Raw genomic sequence first — 21,959 nt, 5'->3', positions numbered from 1 at the left:
AGCCGTGTGCCGCTTACATCAACGCCAATATGCGTTTGCCTAGCGCCTGCGCGCTGGCCTGCGATTCAATATTGGCGAAGCCCAGTAGCAGCGCTGAAGCCTTATCACCCAATTGGCTCCATTCGCTCAGCGCTTCGGCAAACAGACCCGCCTCACGCATGCGTTGTACCAACAGGGTGTCTGACTGAGGCTTATTGAGCCGCAGGATCAGGTGCATGCCGCCGGGGTTGGCATCAATCTGGATGTGCTCGCCGAGCACGCTGTTCAGCCCGTTAACGGCCATGGTCCGGCGTTCGCTGTAGAGTTTGCGCATGCGCTGGATATGGCGGGCAAAATGCCCTTCGGTCATAAACGTCGCGGCGATGGCCTGATTTAGCTCTGCGCAACCGCCCTGAAAGGTCTGGCACGTGCGTTCAAAGCAGTTCACCTGCGAGGCGGGGACTACCAAGTAGGCAAGGCGCATTCCTGGAAACAACACCTTGCTGAACGTGCCGCTGTAAAGCACCCGGCCATCGCGGTCCAAACTCTTGAGTGCAGGCAGCGGACGGCTGACGTAGCGGTACTCGCCGTCGTAATCGTCCTCCACAATCCAGGCCTGTTGTTGGCGTGCCCACTCCAGCAAGGCCAATCTGCGCGGCAACGACAAAGACACGCACAACGGGCTTTGATGCGCGGGCGTGACGATGACTGCGCGAGCCGCGTGTCGTGCATTAATGGCTTTGGATACGCATAGGCCGTCCTGATCAACCGGCACCGGGACAGGGACTAGGTGCAGTTGTTCTAGCAGGCGTCGGGTGGGCGGGTAGCAAGGGTCCTCAATCAGCACCCTGTCGGCGTGTTTTAGCAAGGCATGGGTGATTAGCGACAGCGTATCCCGATAGCCGCCTGTGACAAACACCTGCTCAGGTGAACAGGCAATACCGCGAGAAACCTGCAAATAAGTGGCAATGGCTGTGCGCAAGGAGTGCAAGCCATAAACCGATGGGTTTGCCATGTTGGGGGGCTGCGTGCTGCGAACGCAGCGAGCGCCAATTTGTGCCCATATCTTGCGGGGGAAAACGTCCAGCGCTGGCAGGCCCATTTGAAAGGGCAGAATGGCCGACTGTTCACGGATCGCCACCTGTGCTGTCGTGCGCCGAGCTGCCGGAGCGGCGTCTGAGATTGCGGTGCCGGTAATCCCTTGAGCGACGATGGTACCCGCTTGGCCGCGTGACAGCAGGTAACCTTCGGAGGTCAGGAGCGAGTAGGCCGTGTCGATAGTGCCGCGGGCCAGTCCCAGTTCTTTGGCCAGTGCGCGGGCGGCCGGAACTCGGTCTCCTGGCTTAAGCAAACCGTCGTTGATCGCCTCGCGGAAACGCCAATAGAGTTGGCGGTAAATGGGCTCGCTGGACGCTGGGTCCAGCGGGGAGAAATGTGGGATTGAGCTTTTCATGGTTAGGCCTGGGTGTGGGTAGCCATAATCTTGGTCTAGCTAAAAAAGGAAATCATGGACCTTTTTGACAGGGCCAAGAAACCGCACTATGGCGCCACTTAACTCACCAATGCAAGGGTAAAACATGAGCAAGCGTATCGACTATTCCAAGGCCTCCCCTGAAGCGTTCAAAGCGTTTGGTGGCGTGCACGTGGCATTGCAAAACAGCGATCTGTCTAAGCAACTGATTGATCTGGTGTACCTGCGGGTGTCGCAGATCAATGGCTGTGCTTACTGCATTGACCTGCATTCGCGGGACCTGCTCACGCTGGGCATGAGCGTGGACAAGCTGGTGCTGGTGCCTGTGTGGCACGAAGCTCAAACGCTGTTTACGCCGCGCGAACAAGCGGCACTGGCATGGGCTGAAAGCGTGACTCGCGTCGCTGAAACAGGGGTTCCGCAGGCTGACTATGACGCGGTCACCGCCCACTTCAATGACAAGGAACTCGCAGAGCTGACTTATGCCATCGGGTTGATGAATGCCTACAACCGTTTTGGCGTGGCCTTTCGCATGGTGCCTGCTGCGGCCAAGGGCTAAGTAAACCCCTAGCACATGGGCTAGGGGTGGAGACCCATGCCGAACGCATTGCCGAGCGGGTTGCGCCCTCACACGGATAACACCGCCTTTTGCAATTGCCGGGCCTTTGGCATGGCTGGCAAGACCGCTTCTTGCAGGGTGCGCGCTGCCGGATGCTCGAAGCGCATGCGCGGGGTCACCTCACGGTCTTCTACTAGGCTGCCTTCTGCCAGCACCACAACCCGTTGGCAAAAGCGCTGCACCAAGCTCAGGTCATGGGTGATCAGTAGAAAACCGGTGCCGGACTCACGGCGCACGTCAGTCAGCAGGTCCAAAATCTGTACTTGCAGCACGCGGTCAAGGTTGGACAGGGCTTCATCGAGAATAATCAACTGCGGATTTACAGCCATGGCCCGGGCAATTCCAGCCCGTTGCAACTGGCCGCCGCTGAGTTGCGAAGGCAATTTGTCGTGGTCACTGGCCAGCAGTTTGACGTTTACCAGCAATTGCTCAACCCGTGCCTTGCAGGCATCGCTAGGCATGTTCGATAGATGGCGCAACGGTTCGGCAATGCTCCAGCCAATTGTGCGCTGGGGGTTGAAGGCGCTGAGGGCATCCTGAAAGACCATTTGCACCCGTTGCAAGAACTGCGGGTCGAGCCCCTGCAAGGTCTGGCCATTGAATGTAATGCGGCCTTTGTCGGGGGTTTCAAGGCCCATCAGCAAGCGGGCGAGGGTGCTTTTACCACTGCCGCTGCCGCCCAGCAGGCCAAGGCTCTGGCCTTCGTGCAGGTCAAGATCAAGCGTGCTCAGTACCTGAATCCGATGCCGTTTGCTGAACAGTCCACCAGCGGTGTAACCGTGGCTCACGTTGCGTACTTGGATAAGGCTCATGGCGTACAGGCTTCCATGGTTAATGCGTGGTGCGCCGCCAGCAGCGTGCGCGCTTCTTCACTTTGGGGGGCGTGGAACAGGGTGTGTACATCGGCCTGTTCGACGATTCGTCCGTGGGCCATCACCGACACCTGATCGGCGCAGCGTGCCACGACGCCCATGTCATGGGTGATCAACAACACGCCGAGGTTACGTTGCGCCACCAACCGCTCCAGCAAGTCGAGAAAACGCGCTTGCGCCACCACGTCAAGGTCGCTGGTGGGCTCGTCAGCCAGTAAGAAATGGCTGTCGGCCAGCAAGGCGAGGGCAATCATGACCCGTTGCAACATGCCGCCGCTGAGTTGAAAGGCAAACGAATCGAGAATTCGCTGCCCATCGAAAAGCCCGACTTCATGCAAGGTGTCGAGGATCAATTGATCGGCCTGCGCCCCGCGCACGTTGCGGGTGTGTAACGTTTCCAGTGCATGCTGGCGCAGCGAGCGCACCGGGTTAAAGGCACTGCGCGGGTTTTGCAGCACCAGCGCCACCTCGCGCCCACGCAGGTGGGCGGGCTGCACCACGTGCCCATCCAGGCGCAAGATGGCGCCGCTGCCGTGTACGCCCGGTGGCAGCAAGTCGAGGATGCCCAGACACGTCAGTGATTTGCCCGAACCGCTGGCACCCACCAGAGCATGCACCTGACCCGCCTTGAGTGTGAGGTCCAGTTGATCGACCAGTGTGCGTTGTTGGTGTTTGAGGCTCAGGCCTTGAATACTCAGGGTTCGGGTCATTCTTTGATCTCCGCCAGGACGCTGGGGTCGAGCCGATCACGCAAGGCGTCACCGAGCAGGTTGAAAGCCATCACTGAGATAAAGATCATCAAGCCTGGCCACAGCAACAGTTGTGGGTGGGTCCAGATAAATTCCTTGGAATCATTGATCATCACTCCCCATTCCGGCGTGGGTGGGCTCACGCCCAGCCCCAGAAAGGACAGCCCCGAGACATGCAGCATCATGTGACCAATGTCCATTGAGGCCAGCACCAGCAATTGGCCCACAACGTTGGGCATCACATGCTGGCGCAGGCGGGTCAGGCGTGAAGCCCCGGCCAGACGCGACGCCAGCACGTAGTCACGATTGCGCTGGGCCAGCACCATGCCGCGCACCATCCGCGCATACCAGGCCCAGTGCGACAGCGCGATGGCAATGATCACGTTGGTCAGCCCGGTACCCAGCAGGGCAATCAGAAAGAACGCCAGCACCAGAGTGGGGAAGGTCAGAAACATGTCACACAGGCGCATCAGAAACATGTCGACCTTACCGCCGACGATTCCGGCAACGCCGCCAATCGTCACCCCAAGAATCAACACCAAGGCAAGCACCAGCACTACGCTGCCCAGTGACAATTGCGTACCGACAATGAGTCGTGAAAGTACGTCTCGCCCCAGATGATCAGTGCCCAGCCAATGGCTTGTGCTGGCGGGGAGCAAGCGATCGTCGAGGTTCACCAGCGTGGCGTCATACGGCGCGACCCAAGCGCCGAACAACGCGAGTAGCAGTAGCACGCCAACCAGCACATAACCGACCCGCAACCCGCCTTTTTTGCCGGATAACACTGTACTTAATGCATTCATGCCATCACCCCCGATAGGCGCGTACGCGGGTCAAGCCAGGCGTAGCAAATGTCGACCACCAGGTTGCACAACACCAGCAGGGTGGTCAGCAACAGCGTGAAGCACTGCATCACCGGGAAGTCACGATTGAGCACTGCGCTGACCGCGAAGCGCCCGACCCCGGGCCAAGCAAAGATGGTTTCGATGACGAGTGCGCCGCCTAGCAACTCGCCAATGTGCATGCCGGTGGCGGTCACCAGCGGCATCCACGCGTTACGCAGAATATGGTCGCGCCACACTTGCCGTTCATTCAGGCCGCGAGCCCGGGCATAGAACACATGCCGGTGCTGGCGTACATCCAGCAGGCTGGCCCGCAACAGGCGGGCATTGATTGACATCGACATCAGGGCGATGGCCAGCACCGGCATGATCAGATGCTCCGGCCCGCCACGGCCCATGGGCGGCAACCAACCCAGCCACAGCGAGAGCAGGGCAATCAGCAGGAATGCCAGCCAGAAGTTGGGCATCGACACCCCGATAAACGTGATAAAGCGCACCACCTGATCCGGCCAACGACCTTTCCAGCGTGCCGCCGCGAGGCCGAGCGGAATACTCATCAGCAGCGTCACAAGCAGCGCCAGTCCGCCCAGTTGCAAGGTGGCGGGCAGGTAATAGAGCAGGTCCTCCAGCACGGGTCGCCCGGTGATGTATGAGACCCCGAAGTCTAGGTGTACGGCGTTCCACAGCCAAGTGAAGTACTGCTCCGGCAGTGGTCGGTCCAGGCCCAGGGCATGCCGGGCTTCGGCGAGTGCCGCATCGGTGGGCGGAATCTGCGACAAACGCAGATAGTCCAGCGCGGGGTCGCCATTGCCCAGATGCAGCAGCACAAAGACGATCAATGACACCCCCAGCAGCACCGGGATCAGCAGCACCAGCCGCAAAACAATATAGCGCAGCATGATTTAGGGCTTCCCGGTGGCAGGGCGCATGACTTCAAACGGCACGTCAAACAGCGTGCTGCCGAACTGCACGTTGTCGACATTTTTACCGCTGACACTGATGGCTGTGAGGTGCGAGATCGGCAGGTACACCGCCTGATCATGCAGCGTGCTGAGGATCTCGCGGTAACCCTCAGCGCGTTGGGTCTCGTCGGTCTGGGCAAAGACTTCGGCGATTTTGTGGTCGATCGCGTCTTTCATTGGCAGCCCGCGCTGCGCCATGTAATCGGCATGGCCGGCATAGCGCATGGAACTGACGAACGAGTGCGGGTCGTAAGGCGCACCCCAGGTGTCAGCGAAGATCATGCCGAAGCGGCCTTCGCGCTGACGCTGCACCAGAGCGCCGTCTTCTTCGGCGCGCAATTTGACCGCAATACCGACGTTGGCCAGTTGGCCCTGAATAATTTCAGCCAAGCTCTTTTGCAACGCGCTGGTGCCCAGAAAGACCAGCTCAATGCTCAGTGGCTCGCCGTCTTTGACGCGGATGGTTTTACCGGGTGGGAGTTTCCAGCCCGCCTCATCGAGCCGTTGCCGAGCGTGCTGCGGGTCGTAAGGCAAGGCCTTGAGGCCCAGATTGGCGTACGGCATGTTGCTGGCAAACAGCGCATCGGCGCGCGGTTCCAAGCCGTGCAGCACCTTGGCGATGATGGTGTCTTTGTCCACGGCCTGATTGATGGCCTGACGCACTGCCAACTCATTGGTCGGTGCCAGACCGGTGTTCATCGCTACTGTGCGGGTGGCCAAGGGCGCTGAAATGGCGGCCTTGAAGCCCGAGTCGCGCAGCCGCACAAACGTGCCAGGGGATATTTCGCCCTCGGCGCCCTGAATCAGGTCCAGCTCGCCGGTCTGCAAGGCGATGGCGCGGCTGTCCGGATCGGAAATGACCTTGACAACCACCGAGCCATAAGCCGGTTGTGCGCCCCAGTAGTGTTCGTTGCGGTCGAAACGGTCGTATTCGCCGCGCCGGGTTTGCGTCAACACCCAAGGGCCGGTACCCACCGGTGTACCGGGCTTGGCGTCGGGGGCGGCAAAACGCAATGGGCGTACTTGCGCCAGTTCCATCAAGGTTGGGTAATACGGGTGCTTGAGTTGCAGCACCAGCGTGTGTTCGTCCGGGGCTTCCACGCGCTCCAGGGTTGAGACCAGTTCCATCCACTGATGGCGCTTGCTGTTGGCCAGCACCGCATCCAAATTGGCTTTGGCCGCCGCCGCATTGAACGGGCTGCCATCGCTGAACTTCACACCGTCACGCAAGGTGAAGGTGTACGTCTTGCCATCGGGCGACACTGTCCAGTGTGTGGCGAGCCAAGGTTCGAGCGTGCCTTGCGCGGTATAGCGCACCAAGGGTTCGTACACCATTGCCTGCGCGTACATCTGGTTTGGGGAATAGCCTCTGGGGTCCAGCGGCCCGGCATTGGTTGGCCACGAATAGGTCAGAGTGGGGGCCGGGTCGGCACTAAAGGCGGGTGTGACAGCGGCGCTCAGACAGGCACCAAGGATCAATAGGGCAAGCTGTTTTTTCGTCCGTGACTGCTTCACACTGCGTCTCCCAAAAGTTGATGGCCTTTAGCCTTTTCACGTGTTGGGTATGAAGTCTATGTCAAAAGTTCATAACTGCGAGGCTAATTACATGCAAAGGATCACCATTTCGCTGGACGAAGCCTTGCTGACAGCTATTGACGAGCGTGTGGACGCCCACGGCTATCAGGGTCGATCCGAGGCCATACGCGATTTATTGCGTGCCGGGTTACTGGGTGAGGAAGGCGGCGACCCGCAAGCCGCCTGTGTGGCCACCTTGAGTTACGTTTATGACCACGGTACCCGGGAACTGTCCAAACGCCTGAACAGCGCATTTCATGAGCACCATGACCTGACCTTATCGACCCTGCATGTCCACCTTGATCAGGGCAAATGCATGGAAGTCTCGGTGCTCAAGGGCACCGTCGGTGACGTGTCGGAGCTGGCGCGCCACATCATGGCCGAACGCGGGGTACGGCATGGCAGCGCGCAAATCATTCCGTTAAGCGAGGTCGATCAATCCCGCGCAGATACCTGATGGCTGGTTGGTTTCGACTGACACAGGCGCCGCCACAATAGACGGCTAACCGTGATTGCCCAGTTACACAGTGCGATGACCAGAATGATCGAAAGCAGGGCAGGGATGCCGTATGTAACGATCACGTGCCCCGCCAGCCACGGAAAGCCGAACACACCCACAAAATACGCCAGGCTGAACAACAGCAGCGATTGTGAGGTGTACCCGGCCGGCGCCTCGTTGGCGGCCAGCCCGTTAATCACCGAGTAGGTCAGGCCGTAACCCACGCCAAGGGTGATGGCCGCCATTACATACGTCGCGCTGGTGTGCACGGAGAACATGAACATCAGCACCGACACCACAATCAAGGCGGTCAATACGCAGGCCATTACGTAAGGATCACGCTTGATGATGAAACCTGCGATCAATAGGCGGCAGGAAATAGCTGCGCCCATGAAGCCTAGAAAGAACAGCGAATAGTCCAGGTGATTAAGCGTCGCGTAAGAGGTTTGAAAACTCGACAATCCGCCGAAAATAGCGCCACCCAGACCGACCATGATGATGGCGAATAGCGCTTTTGAGCCCAACACGGCCACGGCAGCGCGCGGGGTTATTTTGCACACGCTTACTGGCCCGATTAGGCTACTTTGGCGCTTGATTTTCGGGCCAATAAAGAGAAAAGCAAGGCCGCCCAGCAGGCTCGCAATTGCGGCCATCACAAACGCTGATTCCACGGGGTAGCCCAGCGCCTCGCTGGCACGTCCGATCAGGGGACCTGTGCCGATGCCGGTTAGCATGCTGCCCGAGAGCAAAGCAAAATACTTAACGCGACGTGCAGGTTCGATAATCATCGCCACGATGATCGGCCCCAAGGTGTAGAACACGCCCCAGCCCAACCCCAGCAGCAAGCCAAATAGCAACATTGCGCTGCCAAAGGTCTGGACGCTGGCAAAACCCAGGCACGCGCCAGCCAGTAGCACGGCCCCGGCGGCGATGGCTTTGGGGGCACCAAACAGGTCAGTCAAATGCCCGGAGAAGATCACGGCGGCGAAGGTACTGAACATGGCCACAGAAATAATCGTGCCTGCGTCGGATTCGCTGCCGCCATGGGCGCTGAGCATCATGGCCAATAAAAACGTGGTGCCATACGACACGGATAAGAAGTAGCTGCCCAGGCAGAAGAGGCCAAACACCCCATTGGAGGTGCGAGGAGCGGCAGGTGCAGAGGAGGGCATTGGGTGAGTCCTTGCGGGTCGGTTATTGTTGTCGTCCTCCTTAATAGCAGGTTGTTTGTGGAGGTCAGGATTCAAACGTTTGAATCCTGAGGTTGCGATGTTCTAAACAATTGCCAAGCGCCCTCACTGTTCACTTACAGACCTTTGCGAACGCTATAGAATGCTGCCCAGTGGGGTTCTGACTAAGCTGTTTGCAAAGGCAGCCAAATCACGAGCCTGTCTGATCATCGATAGCGAGTAGTGCAGCCTTTAAATGAGCAATTCCCCCGCGACACCAAGCACAAATTGGCAACCAGTCATCGCACTGGCGCTGGCCGCGTTTGTGTTCAATACCACTGAATTTGTCCCTGTAGGCCTGCTGAGCGCCATTGGTGCCAGTTTTGACATGACCACTGCCAACGTCGGGTTAATGCTGACGATATACGCGTGGGTGGTGTCCCTGACTTCGCTGCCAATCATGCTGGTGACGCGCAACGTCGAGCGCCGCAAGCTGTTGCTGGTGCTATTCGCTCTGTTTATCGTCAGCCATCTGCTGTCCAGCGTCGCGACCAATTTCGGTATTTTGCTGCTGAGCCGGATTGGCGTGGCGCTGTCCCATGCACTGTTTTGGTCCATTACCGCATCTCTGGCCGTGCGCCTCGCCCCGGAAGGCAAGCAGGTGCAAGCACTGGGTTTGCTGGCCACCGGTACGTCGCTGGCGATGGTATTGGGGGTGCCGCTAGGGCGTTTGCTGGGCGAGGCCATGGGTTGGCGCACCACGTTCTTGGTCATTGCAGCACTGGCCGGATTATTGGTGTTGTGGCTCACCCGCACCTTGCCGCTGCTGCCTAGCCAGAACTCGGGCTCGTTGAGAAGTTTGCCGGTGCTGTTCAAGCGTCCTGCACTGGTGGCGATTTATGTACTGACTGCCGTAGTCGTTACCGCCCAATTTACCGCGTACAGCTATGTCGAACCCTTTGTCGAAGGGACCGCAGGCATGACCAGCAATACCGTGACCTTGATTCTGCTGTTGTTCGGAGGAGCTGGGATTATCGGCTCCCTGTGCTTCAGTTGGTTTCACAAATACAACCCTCAGGGCTTTCTGTTGACTGCGGTGGGGTTGCTAGCGCTGTGCTTGTTGTTGCTGTTGCCAGCCAGTGGCTGGGTCGAATCGCTGAGCGTTCTGAGCATTCTTTGGGGCATTGCGATTATGAGCTTTGGCCTGGCCCTGCAGTCGAAAGTATTGACCTTGGCACCCGACGCGACCGACGTTGCGATGGCGATGTTTTCAGGGATCTACAACATCGGCATCGGCGGTGGTGCGCTGCTGGGCAGTTGGGTGGGTGGCCAGTTGGGGTTTGCTTATGTGGGCCTCGCAGGCGGCACATTGGCCACGCTGGCTCTGGTTTTCTACAGTTGGACGATGTACCGGCTGGCGCGCGCTGGCACAGCACGTTGAGTTAACGAAAAGAGGAATCTGACGCACTGTCAGATTCCTCTTTGGTTTTTACGCCGCGCTTAAATGCTCATACAAGATCGTCGCCCCGACGAGCATCAGCACCACCCCTCCGATAATTTCCGCACGTTTGCCAACCAGACTGCCTAAGGCGCGGCCCAGCATGGTGCCGATAATCACCATGGTCATGGTTGCCAAGCCTATGGCCGCTGCCGCGAGCCAGATATTGACGTCGACAAACGCTAGGCCAACCCCCACCGCCAGCGCGTCGATGCTGGTCGCAATCGCAGTGATCACCAGAATCCAGAAGGAATGCTGCGCAGGTTTTTCTTCGGGTTCTTCTTCCTCGGGCTTAATGCCGTTGTAGATCATGTAAAGCCCAAGCCCGAGCAGCAGGATGAAGGCGATCCAGTGATCCCATTGGGTCACATAACTGCTGGCGGCCTGACCGATGGCCCAGCCGATGACAGGGGTGATGGCTTCAATCACACCAAAAATAAGGCCGGTACGCAGGGCTTCGCAAAAACGCGGTTTGTGCAGGCTTGAACCTTTCCCAATGGCCGCCGCAAAGGCATCCGTTGACATGGCAAAGGCTAGGAAAATCAGGGCAATGGCGTTCACGATTACAGTCCAGCCGGGCTTGAAAACAACGACATGACCCTGCGCGCCCGACTTCAGCACAGGTATGTCGTTGGTCTCGCAAATCCGGTTGGATGCCATGGCCACGGCAGGTTGCCGAGAATGTTGACCAGAGCGCCGTCACGCAAGTGACAGCCCGCTACTCCCCAAAGAAGGAGTGGAGAGTAACAGCCGTGGGTGAAAAAAATGTGAATGTGCGCACCCGCGCCCGTTTGTGGCTTTTTTTGTTCAGTGCCAAAGGTGGTTGAAACGCGGGTCTTTGAGCCATTCCTGCAACTCGATTTCGGCTTGTTCCAGCGCAGTGCGGTTCAGCAGTTTGCGCAGCAGCGCCACGTTGACCGCGCGGGCGCGTAGGTTAAAGGCTGGGCCGCTGTCGCTGTCTTCCGTGGGTTGGCGCACGCCGAGTTTTTCGTAGAGCTGTTGCAGGCGGTTTTGCACGCTGCGCAGCGACAGATTGCGGCGCTGAGCGATGATGCGGTCAGTCAGGCCCAGCGCGATGTCTTGCAGCACTTCGTATTCGGTGTCGGTCAAGCCCAACAGCAGGTTCTGGCTTTTTTGCTGAACCCCGCGCACTTCACGGTCAATCACGCATTGCTGTTCGATAAACAGGCTACGCAGCGCTAGGCGCAGGCGATCTTCGGAGGCGGTCTTGAGAATGTAGCCGTAGGCCGCACCCTCGGGAACGATGCGTGATATGCCGCGCACGTAGGCTTCATCGGCGTAGTTGGACCAAAACATGATTGAGGTCTGCGGGCGCTCGCGCCAAATGGCCCGTGCTGCTTCAACCCCTGTGCGGCGTGGCATCTGCAAGTCCATGACCACGGAGGTGATGGCAAACTCATGGGCCAAGCGCTCGCCGACCAGGCCGTCCTCGGCTTCGAGCAAACGCTCGCACTCGGGCAGCGCGCTTTCTATCACTTCTTTAAAGAAGGCCCGGTGCACCGGGTCGTCTTCGATTAACAGGATGTCCATGATGGTTCCTTAGTCGTGCGTCGGCAGCGGCAGGCTGATTTGCACGCAAGTGCCTTTGCCGCTCGGACCTTTGTCGATCTGAACGTGCGCGCTGAGCAACTGCGCGCGGACCTGCATGTTTTTGATGCCGCCGGTTTCCAGGCGGCTGACAGGGTCCAGCCCACGTCCGTCGTCGAGTATGGTTAGTTGCAGATGGGTGGTGGAAGCGGTGATTTCGACGATGATCACGCTCGGTGCTGCGTGTTTGATTGCGTTATTCACCGCTTCTTGAATGATTCGGAACAGGGCGATTTTTTGCGGCTCGGCCAAGGCGTTGGCCAGGCCGTCTGTGTTGTCGCGCAATTGAGTGACAATCGGCAAGCCGCTGTTGCGCACGCTGCGCAGCAGCAGGTCTTCGAGGCCTTCGACGAAGCCGAACAGTTGCAGGATGGTCGGTTTGACCGCGTCGATGATCAGCCGCAACTCTTGCATGCTTTCGTGCAGGGCTTGGCCGATGGGGGAGAGTTCTGACGGCGTCACGTTGTCTTGCAGTTGCAGGCGCGCGATGCGTCGGTGCAGGCGGGTCATGTCCGCCAAGGTCTGGTCATGCAGGTCCATGCCGATGCGCTGGCGCTCGTTTTCCAGTTCTTCGGTCAGGCGCAACACCCCCAGCCGCAGGCCCTCTTCACGGGCGCGGATTTGCGCTTCGACAATCGCCAATTGTTTGGCCTGTTCGGTCTGGTGCAGGGCGTAGAGGTATGAGGCCAGCAGGTCGGCCACGTGCTGGGTGTGGTGTACGTCGTCGAGGGTGTAAAAGTTGGCCACGTGGGTCGAGCAACTCAGCGCGCCGATGACTTCGCCCCGAGCACGCAGGGGCACGTGCAAGCGGCTGCGAAGGTGTGCGTCGAAGATCGGGTGGTTGAGTGCGCCGGGGAACTGAAAGCGCTCATCGATCATGGCGTCATCGCTGAGAATGTATGGTGTGTCACCCATCAGCAGCGAGCGAATCGGGCTGCGTGCTATTTCCAGCGGATTAATCGCAAAGTCGCTCCACGAGGTGTGCAGACCCGTTTCGTAAGCGGATAGGTGATTGTCGTCATCGAGCAGCAGGCTGACGTCGAGATGGTCGTGGGGCAGGATAAAGCGGATCTCTTCGGACACCGCCTCGATCATTGACTGAAAGTCCAAGCGCCCGGCCAGCGCACGGGAAATCCCGAGAAAATGGTGCAACACACTTTCGGCTGCGATGGGGGTTCTTTGCACCATGGCGTACGACCTGTCAGGAGGTTCGCCCGCTGGCGACCCGAGCCGCAATTATGGCTCAAAGCGGTGCATCGCAATGGTCAAAAATGCTGCACGGATACGTGATTCTTTTGCGGGATCCCGCAGGTTATTTGCGCGCAAAGGGTATCAAGTGTGCAGTAACGCTCCAGACACAGGCCCTGTGGCCGTATCAGACTGGCGGCGTTATCAGGTACGACCGAATTAATCGGCGGCCGAAGCCCACAATAATAAAAAGGGTCTTGCCATGGAACGTTTCACGCTGCGTTGCGCTTTATTGTCCACTGCATTGCTGCTTGCCCCCTTTACGTCCGCTCAGGCTGATACGGCCGACAAAACCATCGCGCTGTCCAACAACTACGCCGGTAACTCGTGGCGTCAAAGCATGCTTACCAGTTGGCAGCAAACCACAGACCAGGCCGTTAAAACCGGGATTATTTCCGGGGCTGACTCCTTTACCACCGGCGAAAATCAGGCCACCGAACAGGCCGCACAAATCCAAAACCTGATTTTGCAGGGTTACAACGCCATCGTGATCAACGCCGCCTCGCCGACAGCACTGAATGGCGCGGTCAAGCAGGCCTGTGATGCGGGCATCATTGTGGTGTCGTTCGACGGCATCGTCACCGAGCCCTGCGCTTATCGGGTTTCGATGGACTTCAAGCAAAGCAGCATTGATGTCATGGATTATCTGGCCAAGCGCTTCCCACAGGGCGCCAATGTGCTGGAAGTACGCGGTCTGGCCGGGGTCTCGGTGGACGACACGATTCACTCCGGGATCGTCGCCGGCGCCCAAAAGCATCCGCAGTTGAAAATCGTCGGTGCGGTCAACGGCAACTGGTCGCAGACCGTGGCGCAGAAAGCTGTGGCCGGAATTTTGCCGAGCCTGCCCAAAGTCGACGCGGTGGTGACCCAAGGTGATGACGGTTTTGGCGTAGCGCAGGCGTTTATCGCCGCTGGTCGTCCACTGCCAGTGATCATCTTCGGCAACCGTGAAGAAGAGTTGGCGTGGTGGAAAAAGCAAAAAGACGCCACTGGCTATGAGTCGTTCTCTATCTCCAGCGCCCCGAGTATCGCCAGCTTGGCGTTTTGGGTGGCCCAGCAACTGCTGGATGGCAAGCAAATGCCCCATGACCTGTTGTCACCTGCCATCAGCGTGAGTCAGGACACCCTCGAAAGCTCGCTCAAAGGCCTGGAGAAAGGCGGGATTGTTAGCCACGTGTACAGCGTGGACGACGTAGCCCAGCTCAAGAGCCCCGTTGCGCACTAAGCGCGAGCAGCCGAGGAGAGTGTGATGAGTACGACTCAAGCACCGCTGGTTGACCTCAAGGGGGTCGGCAAGCGTTTTGGCGCCGTGCGCGCATTAGATAGCGTTGACCTGATGTTTCAGGCCGGCGAGTGCCTGGGCCTGATCGGTCACAACGGCGCAGGCAAATCGACGTTGATGCATATTTTGGCTGGCACCCTGCGCGCCGACAGTGGCGCGCTGTTAATGGCCGGTGCAGATGTGCGCAGTGGCTATTCGGTGCAGGTTGCCCGTCAACATGGGATTCGCTGCGTGTTTCAGGAGTTGTCGCTGTGCCCCAACCTGACCGTGGCTGAAAACACTCGGCTCATGTGCCCGGCGCTGCGTGGCTTTGGCTGGCGGCGCAGGGCCGGGGCGTTGATTGTGGCCAGTCTGGACAGCATTTTTCCGGGTCACGGGATCAGCCCTAGCGCTGTGATCGCGGACTTGCCGATCGGGCAGCGGCAGATGGTTGAAATTGCGCGGGCCTTTACGTGTGTCGACGAACACTTGGCCCTGGTGATCCTCGACGAACCCACCTCGTCACTCGACGCACGGGTCGCCGAGCAATTGCTGCGGCATGTACGGCGTTACGTTGAAGGGGGTGGCTGCGTGGTGCTGATCAGCCACATCCTCGGTGAAATGCTCGCCACCTGTGATCGCATCGCGGTCATGAGCGATGGTTGTGTGGTTGAAGTCCGCGCCGCCAATGCCTTTACCCATGCGTCACTGGTCGAATCAATGGGCTCCATGGCCAAGGCACAGGCCGCCAGCCAAGTGTTTGTGTCCAAGCGCGACAGCCAGACCCCGGTCGTCAACCAGCGCCCGGCGCGTCAACGCAACCAGCAAACCGTGGCCGCCTGGGCTGGTGAAATTGTCGGCCTAGCCGGGCTCGCAGGCCAGGGACAGAGCCAATGGCTGGTACACCTGTTGCGTGAGCGGGTGGCCAAAGGCCTGCCGGTGGCGTTGGTCGCAGGTGACCGGCAAACCGACGGCATATTCAACCTGTGGTCGATTGCCGAGAACATCACCATCAGCTCGCTGGCTGCACTTAAACGCGGGGCATTGATCGATCCGGCCGCGGAACAGTCCATGGCAGCGCAGTGGCAGCAACGCATGGGCATTCGCACGCCGGACATGAACAGCCCGATTTTGTCGTTGTCGGGCGGCAACCAGCAAAAAGCCCTGTTTGCCAGGGCGCTGGCCAGCGACAGTGACTTGATTTTGATGGACGACCCGATGCGCGGGGTCGATGTCGGCACCAAGCGCGAGGTCTACGCCATCATCAAGGACGAAGCGAGCCGGGGGCGCACCTTTATCTGGTACACCACTGAGCTGGAAGAACTGGATCACTGTGATCACATCTACGTGTTTCGCGATGGCCAGACAGTTGCCGATATGGCGCGTGATCAATTAAGTGAAGCGCAAGTGCTGCGCAGTTCCTTTCAGGAGGAGGTGGCATGAACGCGCCTCAACCCATGACCTTAAAACCCCAACCCCAAGCCAGTGGCGCTGTAACACCTGCGGCCGCGAGAGCGGTCAATCGCGCACGTTTGTTGCGCAACGCGTTGCCCGCCGTGTCGTTGATCGTGCTGTTGGCAACCATTTTCATCATGCAGCCTCGGGCCATGAGCTACATGGGCATGAACCTGATGCTCAACCTGGCGGTACCCATCGCCTTGGCCACTATTGCGCAGATGCTGATTATCACGGTCAACGACCTTGATCTGTCGCTGGGCAGTTTTATCAGCTTTGTCGCCTGCGTGGCCGCCACCTTGCTCAACGATCATCCGCTACTTGGCTGCCTGGCATTAGTGGGGTGCGTGGCGGTGTATGCCTTGCTCGGTGCCTTGATCCACATCCGCCAGTTGCCGGCGATTGTGGTCACTTTAGGCATGTCGTTTATCTGGGTGGGCGGCGCGGTGCTGTTGTTACCCGCGCCCGGAGGCAGTGCGCCGCAGTGGTTGCAGGCACTGGTCAAAATTAAGACGCCATTGTTGCCGTTCGCGGTGGTGATGTGTGTGGTGCTGGCCGTGGCGGTGCATCTGTTTCTGATGCGCTCAACCTGGGGCGTGGTGCTGCGCGGTGCGGGTGGTAACCCGTTGGCGATTGCCAAGGCTGGGTGGTCGCTACTGAAGATCAAGGTCACGTTGTACGCAATGGCGGGCACTTTTGGCGTGCTCTCAGGCTTGTTCTTGGTGGGCTTGACCACCTCTGCTGATGCCAATATGGCCCTGCGTTACACCTTGCTGTCGATTGCCGGGGTGATTTTGGGCGGCGGTGAATTCACCGGCGGGCGGGTTTCGCCCGTGGGGGCGGTGCTGGGGGCTTTGACCTTGGTGCTGGCCGGGTCGCTGTTGTCGTTTATCCGCATTTCGCCGGATTGGCAGATCGGCGCCCAAGGCGCGATTCTGATTTTGGTGCTGGCACTGCGCACTGCCGTCAACCGTCTAGAGGCTCGTCCAACATGAACCTGAACCTTCATTTTGACCGTGTGCGCAGCAAACCTTGGTTGTGGTCGTTTCTGGCGGCCTTGCTGGTGTGGCTCGCGACGTTGGTGTTTACCCGAGGCGAAGGCGCGGGGGCATTGACCTCCAGCGCGCTGTCTTTTTCGGCCTTTTTTGTGATCGTTGGTGTGGGGCAGATGTTCGTCATCACCACCGGCCCCGGCAATATCGACTTGTCGATCCCAGCCAATATCGCCCTGAGCGGTGCAGTTGGGATGAAGCTGATGGACAGCCAGAACGATCTGATCGTCTTGGGCGTGGCTGGCGTGCTGGGCGTCGGAGTGCTGGTCGGGTGCGCGAACTACGCACTGATTCGCGTGCTGCGTATCCCGCCGATCATTGCCACCCTGTCGGCCAGCTTTTTGTTGCAATCGGTGGCCATCGCTTACGGGCGCAGTGTGCGGATTGCACCGCCGGAACTGTTTTATCAGTTCTCGACCGGCAATGTGATGGGCGTGCCTTATCTGGCGGTGGCGGTGGTGTTGCTAACAGTATTTGCAGGCTACCTGCTGAGCCGCACGCTCTATGGCCGCTGGGCATTGGCTGTGGGCCAGAACATTCGGGCGGCCGAGTTGGCCGGGGTACGGGTCGAGCGCGTGCGCTGGGCGACCTATGTGCTGAGCGCAGTGTTTGCCAGTCTGTGCGGGGTGTTGCTGGCGGGGTTTTCTGGCGGCGCGTCGCTGAGCATGGGCGATGAATACCTGCTGGCTTCGATTGCCGTGGTGGTGATTGGCGGCACGTCGGTGGCGGGTGGGTTTTCCAACGTGCCGGGGCTGTGGGGTGCGGCGCTGTTTCTGTATTTGCTGGTCAGCATGCTTAACACCTTTGGGGCCAGCGCAGGTGTGCGACTGATCCTCACCGGGGTCATCATTATTGCGGTGATCGCCGCCGTTAGCGGGCGCAAAAGCCTGCGTAGTCTTTGAGTCAGGACCGAGAAATGAACGACGAGATTTACCAATACAACGACAAGCGCTTTCGCAGCCTGACCCTACCCAATACCCAACTGGAGCGCCTCTATGATGGGTGCCGCTGGGCAGAAGGCCCGGTGTGGTTCAACGATGGCGGTTACTTGCTATGGAGCGACATCCCTAACCAGCGCATTCTGCGCTGGACTCCGGAACAGGGTGTTTCGGTGTTTCGCTCGGCATCTGACTTTGCCAACGGCAACACCCGTGATCTACAAGGGCGTCTGGTGACCTGCCAGCATGGTACCCGAAGCGTCACCCGCACCGAGCCGGATGGGCGCATCACCGTGCTTGCCGATCAGTTCGAAGGCAAACGTCTCAACTCGCCCAATGACGTGGTGGTACACAGTGATGGTGGTATTTGGTTCACGGACCCGACCTACGGCATTCTCAGCGACTACGAAGGCTATCAGGCCGAGCCGGAACAGAGTGGGCGCAATGTGTTTCGTGTCGACCCGAACACTTTTGAAATTACCTGTGTTGCCGATGACTTCGAACAGCCTAACGGCCTCGCATTTTCGCCAGACGGTAAAACCCTGTACGTCGCCGATTCGGCTCGTTCTCACGACCCGGATGCCGCGCACCATATCCGCGCCCTGCAGGTTATTGATAACTCCCGGCTGGGCCAGTCTCGCGTGCTGGCGCAAATCGAGCCGGGTATTCCAGACGGTTTGCGGGTCGATGTTCAGGGCAACATCTGGACCAGCGCCGGTGACGGGGTCCAGTGTTTCGATGCTAACGGTGTGCTGCTGGGCAAGATTCTATTGCCCGAAAAAGTGGCCAACCTGACGTTTGGCGGGCCACGGCGTAATCGCTTGTTTATCACTGCCAATACATCGCTGTACATGATCCATGTGGCGGTTGCGGGTGCTCAGTTGCCGTGATCCCCACTCTTTTCGGTGCTTTTTGCAGGTGAGACGCTCGGGTCTTTAGGGGCTTCAATCTGTACCTCGTTATAGCCCGTGCCGCTTAGTGTGCTGCGGCTGCGCAGCACGCTGCTTTTACTAGGCTGGGGCTCTACTGGGTCGCGACCTTCTGGCAGGCAGCCCGTGATAATTGGCTGGTTGGGGTCGCCGTCAATGAATGCCACCCGCACCTGAGTGCCGATGTGTGGGGCGGTTTTCCAGCTGGGGCACGCCGCTAGCCAGCAGCGGCTGTAGTGGGCTTTTTGCTTTTCGCGGTGCCAGTCAAACTGCACCTTCACCCGATCAGGCGGGGTGCAATGGGCAGGGTCATTTTTGATTACGCGCGCGATGTGCGTCTCCAGTACACAGGGCTTGGTGTGTTTGCGTGCCGGGTGATAGGTCTCGCCCAGCAGCGTGACGGCAAAGTAGTTGCGGTACTCCTGAACAAAACCGTCTATGGGATGTTGCTCCAGTGGTTGCGGTTGTTGGCCTTGGTGATGAATCTCGGTCAGCAGCCACATTGCGTTGAAATGGCCGCTGTTCAACACGGGCGGGTGGTTTTTATCGAAGAGAAACGGCGTCGGGGGCTCGAGTGCCGAGAACGCATTCTGATTATCGCCAAACACCAGCAGATGACCCTGCTGGGAATGCTGGAAGTGATAGTGAATGCCTTCTTCTTCGCACAGGCGCTGGACAAAGTGCAGGTCAGTTTCATGATGTTGCACGCAGTAATCATGCGCGTGATACGCGTGTTCGAGCTTAAACGCATAGGCGTGACTAAAGATGCTGTGCTCTGTGAGGAGTTGCGCAATGATTTGCTCGGTGGTTTTCTGCTCAAAAATGCGCTGATTGGTGCGGTGTTCAAGGTACGTCAGTTTCGGTACCAGGGTCAGGGTATAAAGCGTGAAGTTGAGGTGGGGGCGGCCTATGGCGATGGCATAGATTTGCCCATGAACGCCCTGGCCATCGGCACCGTAGGCCAGAAAAGCAGGCTGATGCAGCAGTTCAACGAGGTCCAGATTGGGGTGTTCGCTGACAATCTCGACATCGAAGGTATAAGGCACATCAATGGCTTCGTTGCCGTTGAAGGACACGACATGAAAGGCGTGGTTAACGCATTCGATCCAGAGGCTGAAACGAGGATGAGGGCGTAAGCGTGACATGTTTGCATCTCCTTGCACTGCGGGCGCCCGGATGTAACAAGACGTCAGGAAAAACTGTTGGGTCGTTGCGCAAGTGTGCAAGCCGTTGTTGAGACTAGCTGTAGTACGAATCCTTTTAGCGCTTAAGGGGGAAGCGAAGATTGGGTAAGGCGGTTTTGTAGGCTATCTAGGCCAAGCCCACTGTGACGGCTGTCAGCACTAGATAACGCGTGCCCTTAGCCAGCGTCACGATCAGCACGAAACGCCATAACGGCTCGCGCATGACACCGGCGATGACTGTCAGTGGATCGCCAATAATCGGCACCCAACTCAACAGCAAGGACCAGCGCCCGTAGCGCAGGTAGAAGCGTTGTGCCTTGTCGAGCTTGTGCTCACTGACCGGGAACCAACGGTGATGGCGAAAGCGTTCAATCGAGCGCCCCAGCACCCAGTTCAAGACAGAGCCGAGCACATTGCCCAGCGTCGCGACACATAGCAGGGTCGCGGTGACATAGCTGCCGGACAGCAACATGGCCACCAGCACGGCTTCAGATTGCATGGGCAGTATTGACGCGGCGCCGAATGCCGCGAAAAACAGGCCAAGGTAGCTGGTGAGTTGGAACACTCAAGTGCCTGCATGGGAGGGTTAACTGAAGTGCGCGAAGGCCGCAAGCCTTATCGCAGGCTTGACCTGTAATCACAAGTCTTGCGTGTGCAACCCATAACGCAACGAAGTAGCTCGCAAGGCGGATCTGATCAACTACAGGTCGGATTCACACAAAAAAGGCGGCGTTGCATCTGTTCGAATGCTCCTCAACGGCCCGCCCCGAAGGCGGCTTCTGAAGTGCGATCACAGACAAGGGTAAATGACATGCCAATGCCTAAAACCACCCAGATTAAGAACGGCGAAAAAGTCACGCCTACGTTCTCGGCCCAGGAGTACGCCAATCGCCAGGCCACGCTGCGCGCTTATATGGCGCAGAACAACATCGATGCGGCGGTGTTCACCTCTTACCACACCCTCAACTATTACAGTGATTTCCTGTACTGCTCGTTCGGACGTAACTACGCACTGGTGGTCACGCAGGACAGTGCGGTGACCATTAGCGCCAACATCGACGGTGGCCAGCCATGGCGCCGGAGCATGGGCACCGACAACATCGTGTACACCGACTGGCAGCGCGACAACTATTTCGTCGCGATCCAGCAAGCGCTGCCTAAGGCCGGGCGTATAGGCATCGAATTCGACCACATGAACCTGCTCAATCGCGACAAGCTGGGCAGTCGTTACCCGCAGGCTGAGTTCGTCGACATCGCTGCGCCCTGCATGCAGATGCGCTTGATAAAGTCTGCCGAAGAGCACGCCATCATTCGTCATGGCGCGCGCATTGCCGACATTGGCGGCGCGGCCATTGTCGAGGCCCTGCGCGACCAAGTGCCGGAATACGAAGTAGCGCTGCACGCAACCCAGGCCATGGTGCGCGAAATTGCCCGCACCTTTCCAAGCGCCGAACTGATGGACACCTGGACCTTGTTCCAGTCGGGCATTAACACCGATGGCGCGCACAACCCGGTGACCACCCGCAAGGTCAACGAGGGCGACATTCTGAGCCTTAACTGCTTCCCGATGATTGCCGGTTACTACACCGCGCTGGAGCGTACCCTGTTCCTCGGCCATTGCTCAGACGAGCACCTGCGTTTGTGGGAAGTCAACGTGAGCGTGCACGAGGCCGGGTTAAAACTGATCAAGCCGGGCATGCGCTGCTCGGACATCGCCCTGCAATTGAACGAAATCTTCCTTGAACACGACCTGCTGAAATACCGCACCTTTGGTTATGGCCACTCATTCGGCACGTTAAGCCACTACTACGGCCGAGAAGCCGGACTGGAACTGCGCGAAGACATTGATACCGTGCTGGAGCCAGGCATGGTGGTGTCGATTGAACCGATGATCATGATCCCTGAGGGGCGGCCCGGTGCGGGCGGTTATCGCGAGCACGATATTTTGATCGTCAATGAGCAAGGCGGTGAAAACATCACGCATTTCCCGTATGGCCCGCAGCACAACATCATTAACAAATAACCTGAGCTGTCGCCGCTGCCGCAGGC

21 protein-coding genes and 1 riboswitch are annotated in these 21,959 nt (G+C 58.7%); of the genes, 9 read left to right on the top strand and 12 right to left on the bottom strand.

The window, feature by feature from the left end:
- Window positions 1-13: 13 nt before the first annotated feature.
- Window positions 14-1,432, bottom strand: a complete 1,419-nt coding sequence (locus B347_RS0108995) for a PLP-dependent aminotransferase family protein (RefSeq protein ID WP_019409377.1) — start codon at window positions 1,430-1,432, stop codon at window positions 14-16.
- Between the two features lie 124 nt (window positions 1,433-1,556).
- Here B347_RS0108995 and B347_RS0108990 point away from each other — a divergent pair, with 124 nt between their 5' ends.
- Window positions 1,557-2,009 carry a carboxymuconolactone decarboxylase family protein gene (locus B347_RS0108990; RefSeq protein WP_019409376.1) on the top strand — a complete coding sequence of 151 codons (453 nt, stop codon included), beginning with the start codon at window positions 1,557-1,559 and terminating at the stop codon, window positions 2,007-2,009.
- 68 nt (window positions 2,010-2,077) lie between these two features.
- Here the strand turns inward: B347_RS0108990 and nikE are convergent, their stop codons facing one another.
- Genes nikE through nikA form a run of 5 tightly spaced genes read right to left on the bottom strand, consistent with a single transcriptional unit; the run spans window position 2,078 to window position 7,009 of the window.
- Window positions 2,078-2,881 (bottom strand): nickel import ATP-binding protein NikE, encoded by an 804-nt coding sequence (nikE, locus tag B347_RS0108985; RefSeq protein WP_019409375.1) that lies wholly within the window; start codon window positions 2,879-2,881, stop codon window positions 2,078-2,080.
- Entirely contained in the window at window positions 2,878-3,651 is a 774-nt protein-coding gene (locus B347_RS0108980; protein ID WP_019409374.1) for an ATP-binding cassette domain-containing protein, read from the bottom strand. The genes nikE and B347_RS0108980 overlap by 4 nt, the downstream gene beginning before the upstream one ends.
- Window positions 3,648-4,493 (bottom strand): nickel ABC transporter permease subunit NikC, encoded by an 846-nt coding sequence (gene nikC, locus B347_RS0108975; protein ID WP_019409373.1) that lies wholly within the window; start codon window positions 4,491-4,493, stop codon window positions 3,648-3,650. The genes B347_RS0108980 and nikC overlap by 4 nt, the downstream gene beginning before the upstream one ends.
- Window positions 4,490-5,431 (bottom strand): nickel ABC transporter permease subunit NikB, encoded by a 942-nt coding sequence (nikB, locus tag B347_RS0108970; RefSeq protein ID WP_019409372.1) that lies wholly within the window; start codon window positions 5,429-5,431, stop codon window positions 4,490-4,492. The genes nikC and nikB overlap by 4 nt, the downstream gene beginning before the upstream one ends.
- Window positions 5,432-5,434: 3 nt before the next feature.
- Window positions 5,435-7,009, bottom strand: a complete 1,575-nt coding sequence (nikA, locus tag B347_RS0108965) for a nickel ABC transporter substrate-binding protein (protein WP_026014081.1) — start codon at window positions 7,007-7,009, stop codon at window positions 5,435-5,437.
- A gap of 91 nt (window positions 7,010-7,100) precedes the next feature.
- On the opposite strand from nikA, the gene nikR reads away from it, so the two are divergent.
- The gene (nikR, locus tag B347_RS0108960; protein WP_019409370.1) at window positions 7,101-7,526 is read left to right on the top strand and encodes a nickel-responsive transcriptional regulator NikR; all 426 of its coding nucleotides are present in this window, start codon (window positions 7,101-7,103) and stop codon (window positions 7,524-7,526) included.
- Here the strand turns inward: nikR and B347_RS0108955 are convergent.
- Window positions 7,505-8,740: an MFS transporter gene (locus B347_RS0108955; protein ID WP_019409369.1), complete on the bottom strand. Its 1,236-nt coding sequence runs from the start codon at window positions 8,738-8,740 to the stop codon at window positions 7,505-7,507. The two genes, nikR and B347_RS0108955, sit on opposite strands and share 22 nt — an antisense overlap.
- A 253-nt stretch (window positions 8,741-8,993) precedes the next feature.
- Between B347_RS0108955 and B347_RS0108950 the strand changes: the two genes are divergently transcribed.
- Window positions 8,994-10,178, top strand: coding sequence for a sugar transporter (locus B347_RS0108950; RefSeq protein ID WP_019409368.1), 1,185 nt, complete (start codon window positions 8,994-8,996; stop codon window positions 10,176-10,178).
- Window positions 10,179-10,226: 48 nt separating this feature from the next.
- Here B347_RS0108950 and mntP read toward each other — a convergent pair whose 3' ends face one another.
- From mntP to B347_RS0108935, 3 genes are all read right to left on the bottom strand, one after another.
- Window positions 10,227-10,796 carry a manganese efflux pump MntP gene (gene mntP, locus B347_RS0108945; RefSeq protein WP_026014080.1) on the bottom strand — a complete coding sequence of 190 codons (570 nt, stop codon included), beginning with the start codon at window positions 10,794-10,796 and terminating at the stop codon, window positions 10,227-10,229.
- Window positions 10,797-10,806: 10 nt separating this feature from the next.
- Window positions 10,807-10,974: riboswitch (yybP-ykoY riboswitch) on the bottom strand.
- 68 nt (window positions 10,975-11,042) lie between these two features.
- A complete protein-coding gene (locus B347_RS0108940; protein WP_019409366.1) occupies window positions 11,043-11,786 on the bottom strand; it encodes a response regulator transcription factor in 744 nt (247 codons plus the stop codon).
- Between the two features lie 9 nt (window positions 11,787-11,795).
- The gene (locus B347_RS0108935) at window positions 11,796-13,031 is read right to left on the bottom strand and encodes a GAF domain-containing sensor histidine kinase (protein ID WP_019409365.1); all 1,236 of its coding nucleotides are present in this window, start codon (window positions 13,029-13,031) and stop codon (window positions 11,796-11,798) included.
- Window positions 13,032-13,293: 262 nt separating this feature from the next.
- Between B347_RS0108935 and B347_RS0108930 the strand changes: the two genes are divergently transcribed.
- Genes B347_RS0108930 through B347_RS0108910 form a run of 5 tightly spaced genes read left to right on the top strand, consistent with a single transcriptional unit; the run spans window position 13,294 to window position 18,687 of the window.
- The gene (locus tag B347_RS0108930) at window positions 13,294-14,316 is read left to right on the top strand and encodes an ABC transporter substrate-binding protein (RefSeq protein ID WP_019409364.1); all 1,023 of its coding nucleotides are present in this window, start codon (window positions 13,294-13,296) and stop codon (window positions 14,314-14,316) included.
- Window positions 14,317-14,340: 24 nt separating this feature from the next.
- On the top strand, window positions 14,341-15,795 hold the full coding sequence (locus B347_RS0108925) for a sugar ABC transporter ATP-binding protein (protein WP_019409363.1): 1,455 nt from the start codon (window positions 14,341-14,343) through the stop codon (window positions 15,793-15,795).
- Window positions 15,792-16,802: an ABC transporter permease gene (locus B347_RS0108920; RefSeq protein ID WP_019409362.1), complete on the top strand. Its 1,011-nt coding sequence runs from the start codon at window positions 15,792-15,794 to the stop codon at window positions 16,800-16,802. The genes B347_RS0108925 and B347_RS0108920 overlap by 4 nt, the downstream gene beginning before the upstream one ends.
- The gene (locus tag B347_RS0108915; protein ID WP_019409361.1) at window positions 16,799-17,761 is read left to right on the top strand and encodes an ABC transporter permease; all 963 of its coding nucleotides are present in this window, start codon (window positions 16,799-16,801) and stop codon (window positions 17,759-17,761) included. Before B347_RS0108920 ends, B347_RS0108915 begins: the two co-directional genes overlap by 4 nt.
- A 14-nt stretch (window positions 17,762-17,775) precedes the next feature.
- Complete coding sequence (locus B347_RS0108910; protein WP_019409360.1) at window positions 17,776-18,687, top strand: SMP-30/gluconolactonase/LRE family protein; 912 nt, start codon at window positions 17,776-17,778, stop codon at window positions 18,685-18,687.
- Here B347_RS0108910 and B347_RS24800 read toward each other — a convergent pair.
- Both B347_RS24800 and B347_RS0108900 read right to left on the bottom strand, forming a co-directional pair.
- A complete protein-coding gene (locus B347_RS24800) occupies window positions 18,675-19,871 on the bottom strand; it encodes a contractile injection system protein, VgrG/Pvc8 family (protein ID WP_019409359.1) in 1,197 nt (398 codons plus the stop codon). The two genes, B347_RS0108910 and B347_RS24800, sit on opposite strands and share 13 nt — an antisense overlap.
- Before the next feature lie 166 nt (window positions 19,872-20,037).
- On the bottom strand, window positions 20,038-20,475 hold the full coding sequence (locus B347_RS0108900; RefSeq protein WP_019409358.1) for a YqaA family protein: 438 nt from the start codon (window positions 20,473-20,475) through the stop codon (window positions 20,038-20,040).
- 246 nt (window positions 20,476-20,721) lie between these two features.
- Here B347_RS0108900 and B347_RS0108895 point away from each other — a divergent pair, with 246 nt between their 5' ends.
- Window positions 20,722-21,933, top strand: coding sequence for a M24 family metallopeptidase (locus tag B347_RS0108895; RefSeq protein ID WP_026014079.1), 1,212 nt, complete (start codon window positions 20,722-20,724; stop codon window positions 21,931-21,933).
- Window positions 21,934-21,959 lie beyond the last annotated feature (26 nt).

The sequence above is a fragment of the Pseudomonas psychrophila HA-4 genome (assembly GCF_000282975.1).
GTDB classification, from domain to species: Bacteria; Pseudomonadota; Gammaproteobacteria; order Pseudomonadales; family Pseudomonadaceae; genus Aquipseudomonas; species Aquipseudomonas psychrophila_A.
This window is presented reverse-complemented; position numbering and strand designations above follow the sequence as displayed.